Source organism: Sphingomonas sp. (assembly GCF_017304615.1).
Lineage (GTDB): Bacteria > Pseudomonadota > Alphaproteobacteria > Sphingomonadales > Sphingomonadaceae > Sphingomonas.
On the sequence record NZ_JAFKLZ010000004.1, the window covers coordinates 225,557 to 242,127 of the forward strand.

At 64.6% G+C, this 16,571-nt stretch carries 21 protein-coding genes and 1 tRNA gene; 7 read left to right on the top strand and 15 right to left on the bottom strand.

From position 1 onward, the window contains the following. Positions 1-70: 70 nt before the first annotated feature. Positions 71-583, bottom strand: coding sequence for a hypothetical protein (locus tag J0J06_RS15930; RefSeq protein WP_294043688.1), 513 nt, complete (start codon positions 581-583; stop codon positions 71-73). Then, entirely contained in the window at positions 570-977 is a 408-nt protein-coding gene (locus tag J0J06_RS15935; RefSeq protein ID WP_294043689.1) for an EVE domain-containing protein, read from the bottom strand. The genes J0J06_RS15930 and J0J06_RS15935 overlap by 14 nt, the downstream gene beginning before the upstream one ends. Before the next feature lie 143 nt (positions 978-1,120). Between J0J06_RS15935 and J0J06_RS15940 the strand changes: the two genes are divergently transcribed. After that, complete coding sequence (locus tag J0J06_RS15940) at positions 1,121-1,480, top strand: hypothetical protein (protein WP_294043690.1); 360 nt, start codon at positions 1,121-1,123, stop codon at positions 1,478-1,480. A 112-nt stretch (positions 1,481-1,592) separates the two neighbouring features. On the opposite strand, the gene J0J06_RS15945 is transcribed toward J0J06_RS15940, so the two are convergent. Continuing rightward, positions 1,593-2,033, bottom strand: a complete 441-nt coding sequence (locus J0J06_RS15945; RefSeq protein WP_294043691.1) for a hypothetical protein — start codon at positions 2,031-2,033, stop codon at positions 1,593-1,595. A gap of 129 nt (positions 2,034-2,162) precedes the next feature. Between J0J06_RS15945 and J0J06_RS15950 the strand changes: the two genes are divergently transcribed. The 6 genes from J0J06_RS15950 to J0J06_RS15975 all read left to right on the top strand — a co-directional run bounded on the left by J0J06_RS15950 (position 2,163) and on the right by J0J06_RS15975 (position 4,826). Continuing rightward, the gene (locus J0J06_RS15950; protein ID WP_294043692.1) at positions 2,163-2,429 is read left to right on the top strand and encodes a DUF3297 family protein; all 267 of its coding nucleotides are present in this window, start codon (positions 2,163-2,165) and stop codon (positions 2,427-2,429) included. 347 nt (positions 2,430-2,776) lie between these two features. Then, complete coding sequence (gene infA, locus J0J06_RS15955; protein ID WP_146574510.1) at positions 2,777-3,022, top strand: translation initiation factor IF-1; 246 nt, start codon at positions 2,777-2,779, stop codon at positions 3,020-3,022. A gap of 2 nt (positions 3,023-3,024) precedes the next feature. Further along, complete coding sequence (locus J0J06_RS15960) at positions 3,025-3,621, top strand: nucleoside triphosphate pyrophosphatase (RefSeq protein ID WP_294043693.1); 597 nt, start codon at positions 3,025-3,027, stop codon at positions 3,619-3,621. Further along, entirely contained in the window at positions 3,614-4,549 is a 936-nt protein-coding gene (locus J0J06_RS15965; protein WP_294043694.1) for a ribonuclease, read from the top strand. Before J0J06_RS15960 ends, J0J06_RS15965 begins: the two co-directional genes overlap by 8 nt. Then, complete coding sequence (yacG, locus tag J0J06_RS15970) at positions 4,546-4,719, top strand: DNA gyrase inhibitor YacG (RefSeq protein ID WP_294043695.1); 174 nt, start codon at positions 4,546-4,548, stop codon at positions 4,717-4,719. The genes J0J06_RS15965 and yacG overlap by 4 nt, the downstream gene beginning before the upstream one ends. Positions 4,720-4,750: 31 nt before the next feature. Beyond that, positions 4,751-4,826: transfer RNA gene (locus J0J06_RS15975), tRNA-Phe, on the top strand. 74 nt (positions 4,827-4,900) lie between these two features. Here the strand turns inward: J0J06_RS15975 and J0J06_RS15980 are convergent. The 12 genes from J0J06_RS15980 to J0J06_RS16035 form a co-directional block, all read right to left on the bottom strand. Further along, positions 4,901-5,260: a PilZ domain-containing protein gene (locus J0J06_RS15980; protein WP_294043696.1), complete on the bottom strand. Its 360-nt coding sequence runs from the start codon at positions 5,258-5,260 to the stop codon at positions 4,901-4,903. A 140-nt stretch (positions 5,261-5,400) separates the two neighbouring features. Then, entirely contained in the window at positions 5,401-5,766 is a 366-nt protein-coding gene (gene speD / locus J0J06_RS15985; protein WP_294043697.1) for an adenosylmethionine decarboxylase, read from the bottom strand. An 8-nt stretch (positions 5,767-5,774) separates the two neighbouring features. Next, positions 5,775-7,394, bottom strand: coding sequence for an FAD-dependent oxidoreductase (locus J0J06_RS15990; protein WP_294043698.1), 1,620 nt, complete (start codon positions 7,392-7,394; stop codon positions 5,775-5,777). A 1-nt stretch (position 7,395) separates the two neighbouring features. Beyond that, a complete protein-coding gene (locus J0J06_RS15995; RefSeq protein WP_294043699.1) occupies positions 7,396-8,931 on the bottom strand; it encodes a polyamine aminopropyltransferase in 1,536 nt (511 codons plus the stop codon). Next, complete coding sequence (locus J0J06_RS16000; protein WP_146572643.1) at positions 8,924-9,133, bottom strand: DUF350 domain-containing protein; 210 nt, start codon at positions 9,131-9,133, stop codon at positions 8,924-8,926. The genes J0J06_RS15995 and J0J06_RS16000 overlap by 8 nt, the downstream gene beginning before the upstream one ends. A gap of 15 nt (positions 9,134-9,148) precedes the next feature. After that, entirely contained in the window at positions 9,149-9,298 is a 150-nt protein-coding gene (locus tag J0J06_RS16005; RefSeq protein WP_294043700.1) for a hypothetical protein, read from the bottom strand. Further along, the gene (locus J0J06_RS16010) at positions 9,298-10,707 is read right to left on the bottom strand and encodes a DUF4178 domain-containing protein (protein ID WP_294043701.1); all 1,410 of its coding nucleotides are present in this window, start codon (positions 10,705-10,707) and stop codon (positions 9,298-9,300) included. Before J0J06_RS16010 ends, J0J06_RS16005 begins: the two co-directional genes overlap by 1 nt. Beyond that, complete coding sequence (locus J0J06_RS16015; RefSeq protein ID WP_294043702.1) at positions 10,704-11,375, bottom strand: DUF4178 domain-containing protein; 672 nt, start codon at positions 11,373-11,375, stop codon at positions 10,704-10,706. Before J0J06_RS16015 ends, J0J06_RS16010 begins: the two co-directional genes overlap by 4 nt. Before the next feature lie 6 nt (positions 11,376-11,381). Then, complete coding sequence (locus J0J06_RS16020) at positions 11,382-12,392, bottom strand: SPFH domain-containing protein (protein ID WP_366931236.1); 1,011 nt, start codon at positions 12,390-12,392, stop codon at positions 11,382-11,384. A 42-nt stretch (positions 12,393-12,434) separates the two neighbouring features. Further along, positions 12,435-13,688 carry a sigma-70 family RNA polymerase sigma factor gene (locus tag J0J06_RS16025; protein WP_294043703.1) on the bottom strand — a complete coding sequence of 418 codons (1,254 nt, stop codon included), beginning with the start codon at positions 13,686-13,688 and terminating at the stop codon, positions 12,435-12,437. A 94-nt stretch (positions 13,689-13,782) separates the two neighbouring features. Then, positions 13,783-14,211 carry a YciI family protein gene (locus J0J06_RS16030; RefSeq protein ID WP_294043704.1) on the bottom strand — a complete coding sequence of 143 codons (429 nt, stop codon included), beginning with the start codon at positions 14,209-14,211 and terminating at the stop codon, positions 13,783-13,785. A 102-nt stretch (positions 14,212-14,313) separates the two neighbouring features. After that, positions 14,314-16,491: a penicillin acylase family protein gene (locus tag J0J06_RS16035; protein WP_294043705.1), complete on the bottom strand. Its 2,178-nt coding sequence runs from the start codon at positions 16,489-16,491 to the stop codon at positions 14,314-14,316. Positions 16,492-16,571: the final 80 nt, after the last annotated feature.

Here is a 16,571-nt window from a genome sequence, read left to right on the forward strand (position 1 = left end):
GTAAGTCGCGATACCCTTCGCGGGTGAGGCATGCGCCTGTTTTGGGGCCGGTTCAAATCCAGGAAGCTTGTCAAATCACTTCCTGCCAGCGCTCAATGATGTCTGACCAGAACGGAACATGGCGCGCGGTACCAATCGAATCCCACCCCGTCGTACCTTCGCGCGCAAAATAGTCTTCGAGATCGATCCCATAATAGATTGTATCGAAACCATGCATCGAAATGACGGGATTACCCGGTTTGCGTCCTTCGCTTTCGGGCAGGAAACGATGCCCAAGAATTGGGATGAGCTTCGGCGCGTCGTCCAGGGCTTTTCTCAATACTGCTAGGCGGTCATCGATGTGGCGAGGTTCGTCGCCCCAATCAGGCCACCACGCCCCATGCTCTATATCGAATGAGAGCAGATCAAACGGCCATGCGAGCATTTCACGAACGTTGTCGTTCTCCGTCGACCAATCGCATGCACCTTGTCCCACCAACCGCCTCTCGCGCAGCAGTGCAGTCAGATCGTCGGGGAAGATCAGCTCATACCGTGCCTGAGCATCATCTAGCTGGTCCTGAGTGTATCCCTCACCCCATTCCACCCGCCATCTCCATCAACACCTTCCACTCATCCTCGCGCACCGGCGTCACCGACAGGCGCGACTGACGCAGCACTTCGATCTTCGCGAGCCGGGGTTCGGCCTTCATCTCGGCGAGCGTAACATGGTGCTTGAGCGGCGCGACCGGCTTGACCTGGACGCTAGCCCAATTGCCCTTCTCGCCATCGGGCCGCCACGTCCGCGTGATCTCCATCACGCCCGCACACGCTTTCTCGGTGTTGGAATGATAAAGGATCGCGCGATCGCCGACCTGCATCTCCTTCAGGAAATTGCGCGCAGTATAGTTGCGAATGCCGTCCCATTCGGTCTGGCCATCCTTCACCAGATTGTCCCAGCCATACACTTCCGGCTCCGACCGCAAGAACCAATAGGCCATCCATGTTTCCCTATCTAAACCGTAACTGAACGCGCATCTCAGCGGTCGTTCAGACCGACTCGCGTAACAGGATGCAACAGGCTCGGACAGTTCCGCGTTGACGGACAATGCGCAAAGCGAGCTGTTTGAAGAAGGAGTTCGAGATGAACAGGATCATGACCAAGGCGGTGTTGGGCTCGACCCTCGCCGCGACCGCGCTGACCGTGGCGGCTCCCGCCGAGGCGCAGCGCTATCGCCGTTATCGTGATGACGACACCGGCACCGCAATCGTCGCTGGTGTCGCTGGCCTTGCCATCGGCGCGGCTATCGCGTCGAGCGCCAACAATCGCGACCGCTATTATCGCGACGATTACTATTACAACGATAATTACCGCTACAACGACTACAACTACCCGCGATACAACAATTATTATTATCGCGAGCGCTATGTGGAGCGTTGCCGCGTGGAGCGCCGTTTTGACCCCTATTACGGCCGCAGCTACCGGGTTCGTGTCTGCTACTAAACGGGCGAGCGGATTAGCGTGAGTTGATCCGCATCCCTCCACGTCCGGCGGCATAGCGACTCATCAACGCGGCGCGGAGGGCGACTTCCGCGCCGTTCGCTTGCCTGGACCCTTATTTCTTGCAGGCCTGCTCAAACCCCAGCATCATCGTCGCGGATATATCGAGCGCGATCTCCGCGGCGCCCGGCCCTTCGGCGACCGGGGTCGCCTTGCCGATCGTCTTGGCGACGTCCTTGATGTCGCTACACCATTTCTTCTGGCCACGTCGGCTCATCGTGTAGAGCCACAAATCCTTGCTGACCTGACACACCCGGATCAACGATTGCCCCCAATACGGGAATTGGAAACCCTGGCCGATGACGGTACCGGTGACGCCGGAGCAAGCCGCCTTCATCTGGCTTGAATCGGTCTGTTTGAGCGCGGCATCGATCGCCGTCGCGCGCTCAGCCCACGCTTTCCAGCCTTCTTCCTTGCTTTTCGCTTCCGCGGCGGTCGCCGTCACCAGCCCCACAATCGCGATCAGTCCCTTAGTCGCGAAAGATACTTTGTGCATGTCCCACCCCGTCGTGATTTATCGGCTCACCCTGTCGGCGGCCGGGCATCGATTGGATAGGACAAATCAGACCGCCGCCGATCGGGCAGTATTTGCATTTTGCCACGCCGCGCGGCACAGCGCCGCACCATGACCCAGCCTAGCGACACCCCGCCCGACCGTCTGTCGACCAACCCGCGCAGCCCCCATTTCGACCAGCCCAAGCTCGAACGCGGCATCGGCATCCGCTTCAAGGGCGTCGAGCGTCGCGACGTCGAGGAATATTGCATTTCCGAAGGCTGGATCCGCGTCGCTTTGGGCAAGAAGGTCGACCGCCACGGCAACCCCCTGACGCTCAAGCTCAGCGGCGAGGTCGAGGCCTGGTTCGAGAACGAAGCGGCGGAGGACGCGGACTGAGCGTCCGCCCGCGCGTATCGAATTGGGCGCGGCGGACGACGCATCGGCCGTCGTTCAGGGATCGGTGGCGCTGGTGTCACCAACGCCAACCGGATCGTATTGTTGAAACGGCACTGATTGTTTCCTACAACACATGCACAATGCTAGGCTGGCACCGTCTCCTTGCCGGGCCGCGCTATTTACCTCAATCCGTATCTCTCCGGGGCCATTCCCGCTCCGCCGTGGAAAGCACGCCAGTGTGACCCCAGTTTGACCTTTGGCGCTTTCGGATGCTGACATTGTGCGATCCCCGGCTTTCCGCTAAGGGCGCCCATCCCGAATTTCCCACGATTTACCCAGAGGCTTGTTTGGCAAAAGAAGAACTTCTCGAAATGCGCGGCCAGGTGGTGGAGTTGCTACCCAACGCCATGTTCCGCGTCCGGCTGGAAAACGACCATGAAATCCTCGGTCACACCGCCGGCAAGATGCGCAAGAACCGCATCCGCGTGCTGGTCGGCGACGAAGTGCTCGTCGAACTCACGCCTTACGACCTGACCAAGGGCCGCATCACCTATCGCTTCATGCCGGGCCGCGACGGGCCGAGGCCGCAGTAACGATGCCCTCAGGCGCATCGACGCCTGCGCCCAAGCTCGTCCTGGCCTCCACGTCCCCGCGCCGCCGCGAACTGCTCGCGCGGATCGGGATCGAGCCGGTCCGCCTCGCGGCTCCCGATATCGACGAGACACCGCTCACGGGTGAGGCACCACGCGCTTATGTCGCCCGTCTGGCCGAGGGCAAGGCGCTGGCCGTTCCGCGCGCCGCCAACGAGATCGTGCTGGCCGGCGACACGACCGTCGCGGTCGGACGCCGCATTCTGGAAAAGCCGGTGGACGAAGCCGATTTGCGGTGGATGCTCGGCTTGCTCTCCGGCCGGCGGCACCACGTTTTTTCGGGCGTGTGCGTCGTCGGACTCGACGGCCGGGCGAAGGTTCGCGTGATCGATACGATCGTCGGGTTCAAACCGCTCTCCGCAGCGGAGATCGACTGGTACGTCGCGAGCGGCGAAGGCATGGGCAAGGCTGGCGGCTACGCCATCCAGGGCCGTGCAGAAGCGTTCGTGCGCTATCTCGCGGGGAGCCATTCGAACGTCGTCGGGCTGCCGGTGTTCGAGACGCTCGGGCTATTGCGCAGCGCGGGCATGCCGCTTGGCTGAGTGGCTCTACGAGGCCGGCATCGGCGAGGCGCGCGCGGCGCTGGTCGAAGGGGGCAGGATCATTCAGGCGCGGATCGAACGCCCCGGGGCTTTGCGCGTCGGCACGGTGTTCGAGGCGCGGCTGGTCGAACGCGTCGCGCCGGGGCTGTCGCGAGTCGAGGGTGACGCCGGAGCGGCGGTGATCGAACGCGTCCCGCCCGGCGTGACTGAGGGCGCTCGGTTACGGGTCGAAGTCGTGCGCGAGGCGCTACCCGAGCCGGGACGGGTAAAGCTCGCCAGGGTGGTCACAACCGACACTGCGCCGCGCGAAGGCCCGAACCTGCTGGCTCGATGCCGGGCGAGCGGTGAGCCAGTGCGCCTGCTGCGCCCACACGAACCCGACGCGCTGGAGGCGGCGGGCTGGTCGGAAGTGCTCGACGAGGCTCTCTCGGGAGAGATCGCTTTTGCCGGCGGCGCTCTCCGCCTGTCGCCGACCCCCGCCATGACCCTGTTCGACGTCGATGGCCCCGGCGCGGTCTCGCAGCTCGCCGTCACAGCGGGAACTGCAGCGGCCGAGGCGATCGTCCGCCACGGCATCGGCGGGTCGATCGGCATCGATTTTCCGACCGTCACCGGCAAGGCCGAGCGCCAGGCGGTGGCGGAAGCGATCGACGCTGCGCTCCCGCAACCGTTCGAACGCACCGCCCTCAACGGCTTCGGCTTCCTCCAGATCGTCCGTCCACGTCCCCGCGCCTCGCTACCCGAGCTTCTCCGCGCCGATCGCGTCGCCCTGGAAGCGCTGGCACTGCTCCGCCAGATCGAACGGACACCGCCGCCGGTCCCGCCCGTGCATCGCGCACCGTCCCCCATCGTCGCCTGGCTAGCCGCCCGGCCCGAACTAACGACCGCATTGTCGCGCAGCGTCGGCGTGCCCATCTCGTTCGCATGAACAAACAGACCTGCCCGATGTGCGGCCAGCCGACCGATCCGGCGCACAAGCCATTCTGCAGCGGCCGCTGTCACGACCGCGACCTGCTCAACTGGCTCGGCGACGGCTATGCTATTCCCGGGACGCCTGCCGATCCGGAAGCCCTAGACATGCCCGAAACCCGCGACTAAGAGGCCCGCTCTTTCGCGTGTGACGCGACATGCCCAGGTAGCTCAGTTGGTAGAGCATGCGACTGAAAATCGCAGTGTCGGCGGTTCGATCCCGTCCCTGGGCACCACTTTCCATCGACACTCATGGTCCTTTTAGCGTCGCGTCCGAGGGAGCCCATGGCTCCCAAGATACGTACCGCGGCTATGAAACGAAAACCGGGGACACCGGCCGCACCGCGCGCCGTTTCCGGAAGCCGTCGAAATAGTCGCTGTTTTCTCGCACAATTTGCAAAGGATTGACGGTTCGCTCGAAACTGACGCCGGCAAGCCCGTCGTTGCGCCACATCACGCGCCCGCCAATGATCAGCGACCTGGCGATAAGTTGGATCTTCGCGCCCACCATCGGCAGAAACCTGCCCTTGATCAACGCACCGTGCGCCGAAATGTCGCCGACGATGACTCCTCGTGGCAGACCGTCGGCCCGTAGCGTCGCGTTGAACTCGGTGGCGAAACGGACGTCTCGGCGAAGATCAGTTTTGGAAACGCGCGTTGCGTGGGCCATTTTTCCCTCTCCTTTCAAATGCTAAACAGCGTCGCGGGGAGAAGGTTCACCCAAAAGATGGTCAATGAAAGATGAACGATACGGGTGCTCGTTCGATCGGATAGGCGGCTGACCGATAGCCCGGACAGCCATCAGTCATCCTAGCCGCGCATCGTCTCAGCGACGCCGAACCCGCGCGCGAACCGCCTTTCCTCGATCCGGCGCGCATTGAGCGCGGTCGCCAGCGCGCGCAATCCGGCCTCGACATCGTGGCGGCGGCCGCACAAGAACATGTCTACCGCCGCATATCTGCGCTCCGGCCAGCTATGGATCGAGATATGCGATTCCGCCAGCAATGCGACGCCGGTCACACCGTGCCCTTCACCGAAGCCGTGAACGTACAGGTTGAGTAGGGTCGCCCCCGCCACCGCAACGCTGCCACGCAACGCCGCCTCGATCCGCGCTTCGTCGGCGAGGTGATCGCACTCGAACAAATCGGCGAGGAGGTGCGTGCCGGTGAAGTCCACAAACCCTACTACGACAGCGCTGACGAATGCGGAATAGCGAGATGCGCCATCGCGTCCTCCGCCGCGCGCGTGCCGCGATAGTGCGCCTCCTCGAACAACGAGAGACCGCTGAGGTCGGAATGCGCGAAGAACAACGGCGGTTGTGGCTTGGCCGCGGCCTGGCGTGCGCCGCTCCAGAAAAAGCCCGGCGTCGGGCGAATCATCGCATGACCCCAGCGCCACACGTCGATCCTCCGAATCGCGCCTTTCAAATCGGGGTTGGTCTCCAGCAAATCATCGCGAACCATCCCTTGCCAATACTCAAGCGGTTGCTTTAGCATTTCGCGCCGCGCGTCGCCGGGCGCCATGTCCGACAGCGGCAGATACCAGCTAAGCACCGTCGCCTGCGGCACGCGGTCGAGCGCCTGGTGCGTATCGACGACGTAGCCCAGCGAGCGGCTAGTCCACGACACATTGTCCCACGCGCGCTCGAAACCGGGCCCGGCGGGTGGGCGATCTACGGTTACCGCAGCAACGATCCAGGGGGCGTAGTCGAACTCCTTGGTGTCTATCCCGCCCGGCACGATCCGCGCAGTAACGAAATGCGGCGCCGCGAGGATCGCCGCTTCCGCCTCAATCGCAACGCCCTTGCCGGTCGCAACGTCGAGGCAGTCGATCCGCACCCCCTGCCCACTCGGCGCGACGCGATGGACGATCCGGCCGCAGATCAGGTTCGCCTTCAGTCGCGCCGCCATGCGGCCGACGAGATACCCATTGCCCTCCGGCCAAGTCAGTACCGCGTCCGGATCGGCATTGGCCGCGTGCCCGCGGCGGCTGGCGAAATAATGGATGCCAGCCCAGGCCGAGACCTGATCCGGCTCGGTGCCGTAATCGTCGCGGCAGGCGTAGCGAACGTGCCCTCGCAGGATCGGCGAGGTCCAGCCTTTCTGGTCGAGCCATTGGGTAAAGCTGATCGTGTCGAGCGCGAGCAGATCGGGCTCACGCGAACTTAGCTCCATCGGGATCGCGAAGGCGGGGCTGCCACTCGAATCGCGGCGCTCGCTATACGCCTTCATCGCGGCGAAGAACGCTTTCAAGTCGGCGGCGTCCTTGTCGGTCAGCCCTTTTTGCGGGACCAGCCCCTCCTGCCATTTGCCGAGATACAGCAGCCGCTCGTCCGGATCGGCAACGATCTGGTACGGGTCGTAGACGGGCTTGCCATCCTGCCACCCGGTCAGGATGCCGAGTTGTTCGAGCAGGTGAATGACACCCTTCGCCTCGGCGTTCGGCAGCGGCAGATAGTGTGCGCCGAGCGGATAGGCGGACACCGCATTCTTGCCCGAGCGCGCATTGCCGCCGGTTCGATCCTCGAGCTCGAACAGGCGGAAATCGCTGACCCCGGCGTCGGCCAGCGCCCATGCCGCCGACAGCCCGGCGACCCCACCCCCGATGATCGCGATCCGAGTCTTCTCGACCCTCTCGGCGGCCGGAAAGGTGCCGCCGCGCAGCTTATGCCCGCGGGCGAAATCGGCCCCACCGAGCGTGCCCGGGATCGCCTCGTCGCCCGGCATCAACGCCGCCGCACCCACACCGACTACCGCCGCGCCGGCTACCGATCCCGCGATCAGGGTGCGGCGCGAAACTGGCATGTCAGCTCTCGTAGACCGCCCACTCGGCCTCGAACTCACGCACCAGCGCCTGGTTGTCGAGCCGGTTCACCGGCGTCGGCCGCCGCGCCATGTCGGGCGGGAAGAAGAAGGCGAGGCTGTCGGCGTTGGGGGTCAGGAACTTGAGCCCCGCGGGCAACCGGCCCGGCTGACCGATCGGACGGTTGGAGGCGAGCACGAAGCCCCATTCGCCGAAGCTGGGGACATAAACGTGATAGCCCCGGGTAGTCAGCCCTGCGGCCTCCAGCGTGGTCGACACGGTCCAGTACGCGTTGGGCGCGACGAGCGGCGACGTGCTCTGCACGCTCAGCACCGCGCCGGGGTTCAGCGCGCGGGCAAGCTCGCGATAGAAGCTGACGGTATAGAGCTTGCCGATCGCGAAATTGGTGGGGTCGGGGAAATCGACCAGCACGGCATCGAAGCCCTTCTGGTTCGTGCGCAGCCAGCTGAATGCGTCGGCAGTAATGACGTGCACCTTCGGCGACCGCAGCGAGCCTTTGTTGAGCGCGAGCAGCATCGCGCTCTTCGAGAAAAGCTGCGTCATCGCGGGGTCGAGGTCGACCAGCGTCACCGACCGCACGCTGGGATATTTGAGGATTTCGCGCACCGCGAGGCCATCACCGCCGCCCAGCACCAACACGTCGCGGGGATTGGCGACGCGGCTCAGCACGGGATGCACCAGCGCCTCGTGATAACGATATTCGTCGCGCGACGAGAATTGCAGGTTGCCGTTGAGGAACAGCCGCAGGTCGCCGCCGCGCTTCGTGATGACGATCCGCTGATAGGGCGTCGCGTCGGCATAGATTATCGGGTCGCCATAAGCCGCGACCTCGGCGGTGCGCTCGATCCGTTCGGACGCGAAGAAGCCGGCGATCAGCGCGACCGCGACGAGGATCGCCACGGCCAGTTCGACCGTCAGTCGCCGCCGTTCGGGCAGCGCCAGGATCACCGCAATCGCTACGGCGACATTGGCCAGACCGAACACGAACCCGGTGCGGATCAGCCCGAGATGCGGCACCAGCAGCAGCGGGAACAGCAGCGACGCCGCGAGCGCACCGATATAGTCGAACGTCAGCACCTTGGAGACGAGATCGCCGAACTCGAGTCGATCCTTGAGGATGCGCATGAGGAGCGGGATTTCGAGACCCACCAACCCGCCGATTGCGAACACCAGACCATACAGCGGCAAGCGGAAATCCTGCACGCGGTCGAAAATCAGAAACAATAGCGCCGCCGAGCATCCGCCGATCGCGGCGATCAGCACCTCAACCCGTACGAACACCGCGAGCTCTGCCTTCTTCACGTAGCGCGAGCACCACGACCCCACGCCCATCGCGAACAGATAGGTGCCGATGATGGTGGAGAATTGGGTGACGCTGTCGCCGAGGAGATAGCTGGCCAGCGTGCCGGCGAGAAGTTCGTAGATCAGCCCGCACGTCGCGACGACGAACGCCGAGACGAGCAGCAACCCACCTATTCTGGAAGGGCGGGCCGTTCCGCCCTTCAGGTCATCAGCCATGAATGGCGGAGGCGATGATCAGCGCCATCGAAATCGCGATCGCGCCGCAAAAGATCGCCAGCGCGACGTTCTTTTCGCGACAGATCTCGCCCCACATGTCGACCGGCGTGATCTTGTCCCACAACCAGAACCCGCCGAGCAGGATGATCAGTCCGATGAACGTGTAGAGCAGGGTCGTGACGAGTATCGGTATCGAGATCATGGGTCCCTCCTTTGCTTATTTGTGGGTGGGGCCGTAGCCGCCGAAGAATATCGGCCCGCGCGCGCCGCCGCTGGCGAACGGCGAATAGCCGTCGCGGATCGCGAAGACGGATAGCCCTACGACGCCGAGGCAGAACAGGCCGTAGATCAGGGCATGGCGAGTCATCAGTCGTCGCTCCCGCTGTCATCGTCATCGCTGCCGCCGCTGGACAGGACGGCCTTGCGGCGCTTCTCGAAGCCCAGGTGGCGGAACAGTACGATGATCGGCCAGATCAGGATCACCAGAAACCCGAGCAGGATGTTGCCGCCGAAAACGCCGCCGCGATCGACCGTTACCGTCACCGGCACCGTCGCGCCCTCGGTGGAGCTGCCGCCCCAGCCGCCGTCGGCGAAGCCGTGCCCGCCCATCAGGCTCGTGTCGGTCACCGGCGCGCTTGAGCTCGACCCCGCACCGTTCCATTTGTGCGCGGACAGCGTAACGACAAGGTCGTAACGCCCGCCGGGAACGCTCGACAGGTCGGTCGTCGGGCGCCGATCGCCTTCCGACCAGGCGCCGTCGCTGTCGGTGCCCGAATAGAATTCCGCGGTGCCGTAGCTATCGACGCTGTCCTGCGTCTTCTGGTCGGTCAGCGAATAGTCGAGATCGACCCAGCTATTGTCGAGACTCGATGCCTCGGCGTCGATCTCGACCCGGCTCCGGCCCGGCGGCAAATCGAGGTTTTTTATCACGACCGTCTTTTCGGGGCCGTCGAGCACCGCATCTGTCGTCGTACTGGCCAGGCGCTGCTGGCTGCCCGCCATACCTGAGACGACGAACAAGGTGACCGCGGCAATGATGCCGATCACCCAGGCTTCCAACAGTTGCGAATTGAACGGCGATCGCTCGTGCGGCGCGGGATGGCTGTATTCCCTGCGCCGCTTTGGCGCGGCGAATGCGGCTTCCGCTTCGCCCCAGTCGAGCATGTCCAGCCGGGTCCAGGTCCGCTCGCCCTCATAATCCTCGCACGCGAGCATGGTGCCCCGCGTTACATAGTCGGTTTCCTGAACCGTCTCGCCGACCGCCGCGCGCCAATAGAATTCGCCGACGACGAACGTGGTGCGCACCGGATAGGGATCACCAAAACGCGAGAAATTCTGCCCGTCGGCCTGTAGCCCCAGACCCCAGTTCGACGTCGGCAACCTAGTCAGTAGCTGGCCGAGGTTGAAGCGCCGCCCGTCGTCGACCAGAAAAGCGTAACCCTCATACGGGTTGAACAGCAGGTATTCGGCCCAGACCACATCGTCGTCGGTCCGCTCCTGATAGCCGACTACCTCCCAGGTCTTGCCCTTCAGAACCCCGCGCGTGCCCAACGGGATTTCCGGCGTCTTGAGCGCCTGATCCGCCTTCGCGATGACTTGAAGGTCCGGGCTGGTCGCATCGAGCGTCGATCCGCAATGGCTGCAGATTACGCTGACCGTCGTGCCCGCGACGCGAATGTCGACCGTGCCGCCGCAATTCGGGCAATTGACCGGCTTGACCGTCGAGGGCGGCGGACCCGGTGGCGCGGGCGGCGCGAGGAGCGTGTCGTCGCTCATGCCGAATAGCTCGGCATCGGCCAACCCTCGAACTCGCGCAATCCGGTCGCGGCAATGTCGGCCAGCGAGACATATTGCCCGGCGTAGACCTCGACCTCTTCGTCCCCGGCCCGCTGGATGCTCGCGCAATGCTCGTCGGCAGACATCAGGTCGACGCTCATCGCTGTCAGACCGAGCGAGTTGAACGGCAGCTCGCCCTCGCTCGCGACGCACGACACGCGCTTCACGTCGCTGGCCCAATATTCGACATTGTCGATCACCGCCCGGGTGCCCGGCATGACGCTGAACCCGGATTGCAGCAGCTTAACGACGTCCGACACGACGTGCGACAGATCAACCTGGCGCAACAGCATATGGCGCCCCATCGATTCGCCCAGCCAGGCGGTCGAGCCGTCGTCGAAATAGGCGAGCCATTCGTTCCACGCACCGTCGGCATAGCGCCAGCGGACGCGGCCGATCAGTTCGAAGCTGCGTGCTCCCAACCGTCCGCGGACCCCGAGCCGGAGCGGGCTGACATCGTCGGGCACATCGGCGACCTTGCCCATAGCCTCCAGATTGCCGCCGGTGCGCAACACCGAGCTGTGGCAATAGTCACACACCTTCACCGGCAGGTCGGCCGACCGGAACGCGATCGGCGCGCCGCAATTGGGACAGGAGGCGCGGAGCATTGTCGCTTAGATCTTGGCGAGCAGCTCGGCCTTCTTGGCGTCGAATTCTTCCTGACTGAGCGCGCCGATCGTCACTAACTTGTGGAGCTTCTCGATCTGTTCGTATGGATCGGACGCCGGTGCACCACCGCCGCCGTTCCCGCCGAGTACACCCGCCATCTGCTGGCCCATCGCCAGCCCGGCCGCCGCAGTCGCGCCGATCCCGGCCATCCCGCCTTCATTGGCCGCGGCGGTCTTGATCGAATCCGCCGCCTGGAACTTGGCATATTGGTCGAGATTGCCGACGACGCGTGCTTGGCTGCCCTTGTCGAGATATTCCTGCACGTTGTCGGGCAACGACACGCTCTCGACGAAGAAGGTGCGACACGACAGGCCCCATTCCATGAAGGCAGCGTCGACCGACGCCTTCAGTTTCTCCGACAGCGCCTGCTGGTTCGCCGCGAGGTCGAGGAACGCGATGTCGCTGCCGCCCAGAGCCGTCGCGATCGCCTGATTGATCACCGCGCGCAGCTGCTGGTCGAGATCGGCGGTCGTCAGCCGGTCCAGCGAGCCCATCATCTTGGTGCCGAACACCGCGACATCCTCGACCCGGAACGAATAAGTACCGAACGCGCGGATGCGGATCGCGCCGAATTCCTTGTCGCGGACCGTGATCGGCTGCGGCGTGCCCCATTTGAGGCCCGCCTGCTCGCGCAGCGAGAAGAAATAGACGTCGGCCTTGAACGGCGACTGGAACCCCTTGTCCCAGTTCATGATCGCGGTCAGCAGCGGCAGGTTCTGCGTGGTCAGCGTGTGTTGCCCTGCCTTGAACGCGTCGGCGAGCTGGCCCTCGTTATAGAACATCGCGACCTGGCCTTCGCGCACGGTCAGCTGGCCGCCATTCTGGATCTCGCGGTCCTGCATCGGGTAGCGGATCGCCAGCACGCCCGGCTCGTCCACCCAATCGATGACATCGACGAACTGCTTCTTGAGGAAATCACCCAGACCCATTGCATCCTCCACTTCGAAGGTCGGCACTGTAACGTCCGTTGGATCGCGCGAGTAGTGGTATTCGCGCGCCTAACCGCAGGCGCGGGCGCGGGCGGTCAGGAACGCGGCCTCGCGCGCGTTGCGGGTCAGACTGGCGGCCGCTTCGAATTCGATCCGCGCCTCGGCGAAGCGACTGGCGCGGAACAGGAAATCGCCCCGCGCGGCCGGATATGGCGCGTAATTGCCAAGTACTTCACCGGGAATCGCGTCGATCAGCGCGAGGCCCGCCTCGGGACCGAACGCCATCGAATGGGCGATGGCGCGATTAAGGTCGATCACCGGCGATGGCGTCACAACGCGCAGTCGGTCGTAGAGCGCGGCGATACAAGGCCAGTTCGTATCTTCTGCGCGGCGCGCCCGGGCATGACAGGCGGCTAGCGCAGCTTGCAGCACATAGGGTCCATCCGCGCCGCCGAGCGCCTCCGCCCGGGCCAGCGCATCGAGGCCACGGCGGATCAACAGCCGGTCCCAGCGCGTGCGATTCTGCTCCGTTAGCGGAACGAACGATCCGTCTGGCCTGGTGCGCGCGGCGAGGCGCGAGGCCTGGATTTCCATCAGGGCCAGGAGGCCCAGCACCTCGGCATCGTGGGGCAGCAAAACCGCGAGGATGCGACCGAGCCGCTGCCCCTCGAAACACAGGTCCGGCCGGACCAGATCGTCGCCCGCGGTCGCGGCATAGCCTTCGTTAAATATGAGGTAGATCACCTCGAGCACCGACGGGAGCCGTTCGGCCCGCTCCGCCCCGCGCGGCACGGCGAAGGTCAGCCCGGCCCGGGCGATCGCCTTCTTCGCGCGGACGATGCGCTGCGCGATGGTCGGCTCGCTCGACAGGAAGGCGCGGGCGATCTCTTCGGTCGTCAGCCCGCCGACCACCCGCAGCGTCAGCGCCGCGCGCGCATCGGGCGACAGCATCGGATGGCACGCCGCGAAGATCAGACCGAGGAGTTCGTCGCCGAGATCGTCGTCCAGCGCCGCGTTGGCGCGATCCTCGCCGTCGAACGCCTCATCGGCCGTCCACGCAATCTCGTAATGCTTGCGCGCCAGCGTCGTGTCGCGGCGGAGCAAATCGACCGCACGGCGTTTCGCCACTGCCATCAGCCACGCGCCGGGATTGGCCGGCACACCCGTTTTCGGCCAATCGGCGAGCGCCGCAACCAGCGCGTCCTGCGCCAGTTCCTCCGCCCGGTCGATGTCGCGCACCATCCGGGCGAGGCCGCCGATCAGCCTCGCCCGCTCAATGCGAAAAGTCGCCTCGATCGCCTGATGCGTCTCACCCGCAGTCATGCCACTTTGTCAGCGAGCTGCACCGACGACGCAAGCACGCTGGCGCACTCATACGGCGCAACATTCCCCGTTACGGGAGGATCGATGAAGCGAACTAGGCGACGCCCAGCTTGCCGCGATCGCCGTCGCGGCGGCCCATCTCCAGCTCTTCCGGGGTGACGAAATCCGCCAGATCCTTCACCTCGTAGAACGGCCGGATTTCCATCGTGCCCGGCAGCATTGGGCTGCGCTTCGCCCAGGCGATCGCTTCGTCCATGTCCTCCACTTCCCAGATCGAAAAGCCCGCGACCATTTCGCGCGCTTCGGCGAAGGGGCCGTCGATCACGGTGCGATTGCCGCCTTCGGTCACGACGCGCTTCGATTCGGCGCTGGGTTTGAGCCCCGCGGCCGCGATGAACACGCCTGCCTGGACCAGCTCCTCGGTAAAGCGGTCCATCGCCGCGAATGCCTCGACCATTTCGGGTGTCGGTTCCATGATCTCGCCGCTGCCTTCGGGCATCTTCGCGAACACCATCACGCGCATTGTCTATCTCCTTCAATCGAGCCGCCCGTCATTGGCGTCTCATCGGGACGACGAACGAGCGTGGCGCGAATCGACACGGTCAGGGAAATTTTATGCCCGGCGCTATTCTCCCGGCCGGTAACGGCGCTCGACATGCCCCGCGAGCTGATCGGGATAGAAATAGACCGGGCGCAGTTTGCCCGACGCATAGCGCTCGATCTGGTCCGTGAAATGCTTCGATCGCACATCGCCGCTCTGACCGCCGACCATCACCGCCATCGCCCTCACGCGCGGGCCGAATTCCACGACCGCGACGAAGCTGTCGCCGCCGCTGCCGTACCAGCGGCGCGTGCCGGGATAGGGTTTGGCGCCGAACGAGGCGAGGCTGCCCCAGATCGCCGATGTGAACGGCACAGCGACGCTTGGACCGGCATCGTCGAAGCGCGGTGCGTCGATCGCGTCGTCCAGGCGCTGGAACCGGTTGATCTCACCCCAGGGCACGCGCCAGTCGCCGAACTCACGCGTCAACCGCGCGACCGCCATGTCGAGCGCGGCGATCAATTCGCGTGGCGTCGCCCTTTGCAAATGCTGCCAGACCGGCAAGCCTGCTTCCTCATAATTCGCCGCCGGCATCCGCAGCAGCGCATCCCCCCAGAAAGCCGCGAGCGCGGTCTCCTTCGAATCCGCGCTCCAGCGGCAGTCCCAGCTTCGCAATGCCGCAACGGGTGCGGCCAGCCGCACACGGGCCGGATCGCCGACGGGGAGCGCGTCGAACGCGGCGGAGAGGCGTGGGATGAGAAGGGCAAAAGCGGGAAGATGTGGGTCGTATGCTGCGGTACGCAGCCCCTCCAACGTCCAACCCGTGCTGCCGGCCAGCAGCGCATCGGCGTGCGTCCCGCGAAAATTGGGGCCGACCTGATCCATGTATTTCGGATAGCTCGCCGCCTTCGGGCTGTCCGCCCCCGCAGCCTGCCACGGCCAGTCGTTGGTGTTGCGCACCCAGCCGACCATCGGGTCGAGAACGCTGGGCAAGCTGACGAGCGAATGCAGCCCTTTCCAGTCCGTCGCGGGGTCCGACCCATCGACCGGCTTCGTATAGTCGAACCGCCCGTCGCGCACCGGCATGAACTGCGGCATCAGGAAGGCGATCTCGCCCTTGCTGTCGGCGAACAGCGTGTCGTTCGACGAATTGGACTTGCGCTCGGCGACCGCGAGGTAGCTTTTGATATCGGTTGCCTTGGTGCGCAGGAAGCTTTGTTCGAGGGCGGGGACGGGCTTCCACATGAGGGCGGTCGCGATCCACTTGCCATCGCGCGCTGCCGTGATCGGCCCGTGATGCGACCGCCAAGTGGAAAAGGTCCGCGAACCCATCGACCCATCGGGCTTGCGATAGGTGATCGTCACCGGTCGGATGTCGAACGCGCGTTCGCCCTTTCCGTAGCGATACAACGCCAGCATGCCGGACTTTGACGACACCGTTTCCGCAAACTCATCGACATTGTCGACCGTGGACGAGGTGTGCATCCACCCCGCCTTCGCGTTGAATCCCTGATAGACGAAGAACTGCCCCCAGGTGCTTGCGCCATATGCGTTCAACCCCTCGCCGCTCGTCACTTGCGCTTCGGAGCGGAAATAGAAGCTGGTGTGCGGGTTGATGAGGAGCAGCGCGTGGCCGTCCTTCGTCAGCTTCGGCGCGATCGCGATGCCGTTCGATCCGGTCGGCTCGCGTGGCCCCATCTCCATCGCGGTCTTTGGCGTCGGCTTGCCGTAGAAGGTCTTCAACTCGCTTAGCGAAATCCGCTCGATGTCGCCGCCGATGCTGCCTTCGGTGAAGCTCAGTGCCATCCAAGGCTCGAACCGGGTCAGCACCTTCGGCTTCACCTCGGGATGCGTCGCCAGATAGAAATTGAGCCCGTCCGCCCAGGCGTCCATCAGCTTCTTTAGCCACGCCGGACTCGCCGCATATTGCCGCTGCAATTCGGCCGGATCGACGAACAGCCGCTGGCGCAAATCGGCCCAGACCGCGTCCTCCCCTGCCCCCGGCGCCTCCGCCGTCCGGCCGAGCGCGGTCAGATAATTGGCCTCGATCCGCGAAAAGTCGTCTTCAGCCTGAGCATAGATCATCCCGAACACCGCGTCGGCGTCAGTCTTTCCGGTGATGTGCGGGATACCCCAATCGTCGCGGACGATCGTCACGTTCGCCGCCTCGGCGCGCCATCGCGTCATCTCGGGATCGGGCGAGGATGGCGCCATCGCGCCAAGCGCGAGGGCTAGGATCGGCAGACGGGCGAGGCTAGGCATGCGGAGAGCGTAATACGCCAACGGGGAGATGACCATGCGCTTGCCAGCCTTGCTATCGGCGATCCTGGTTGGTGGACCAG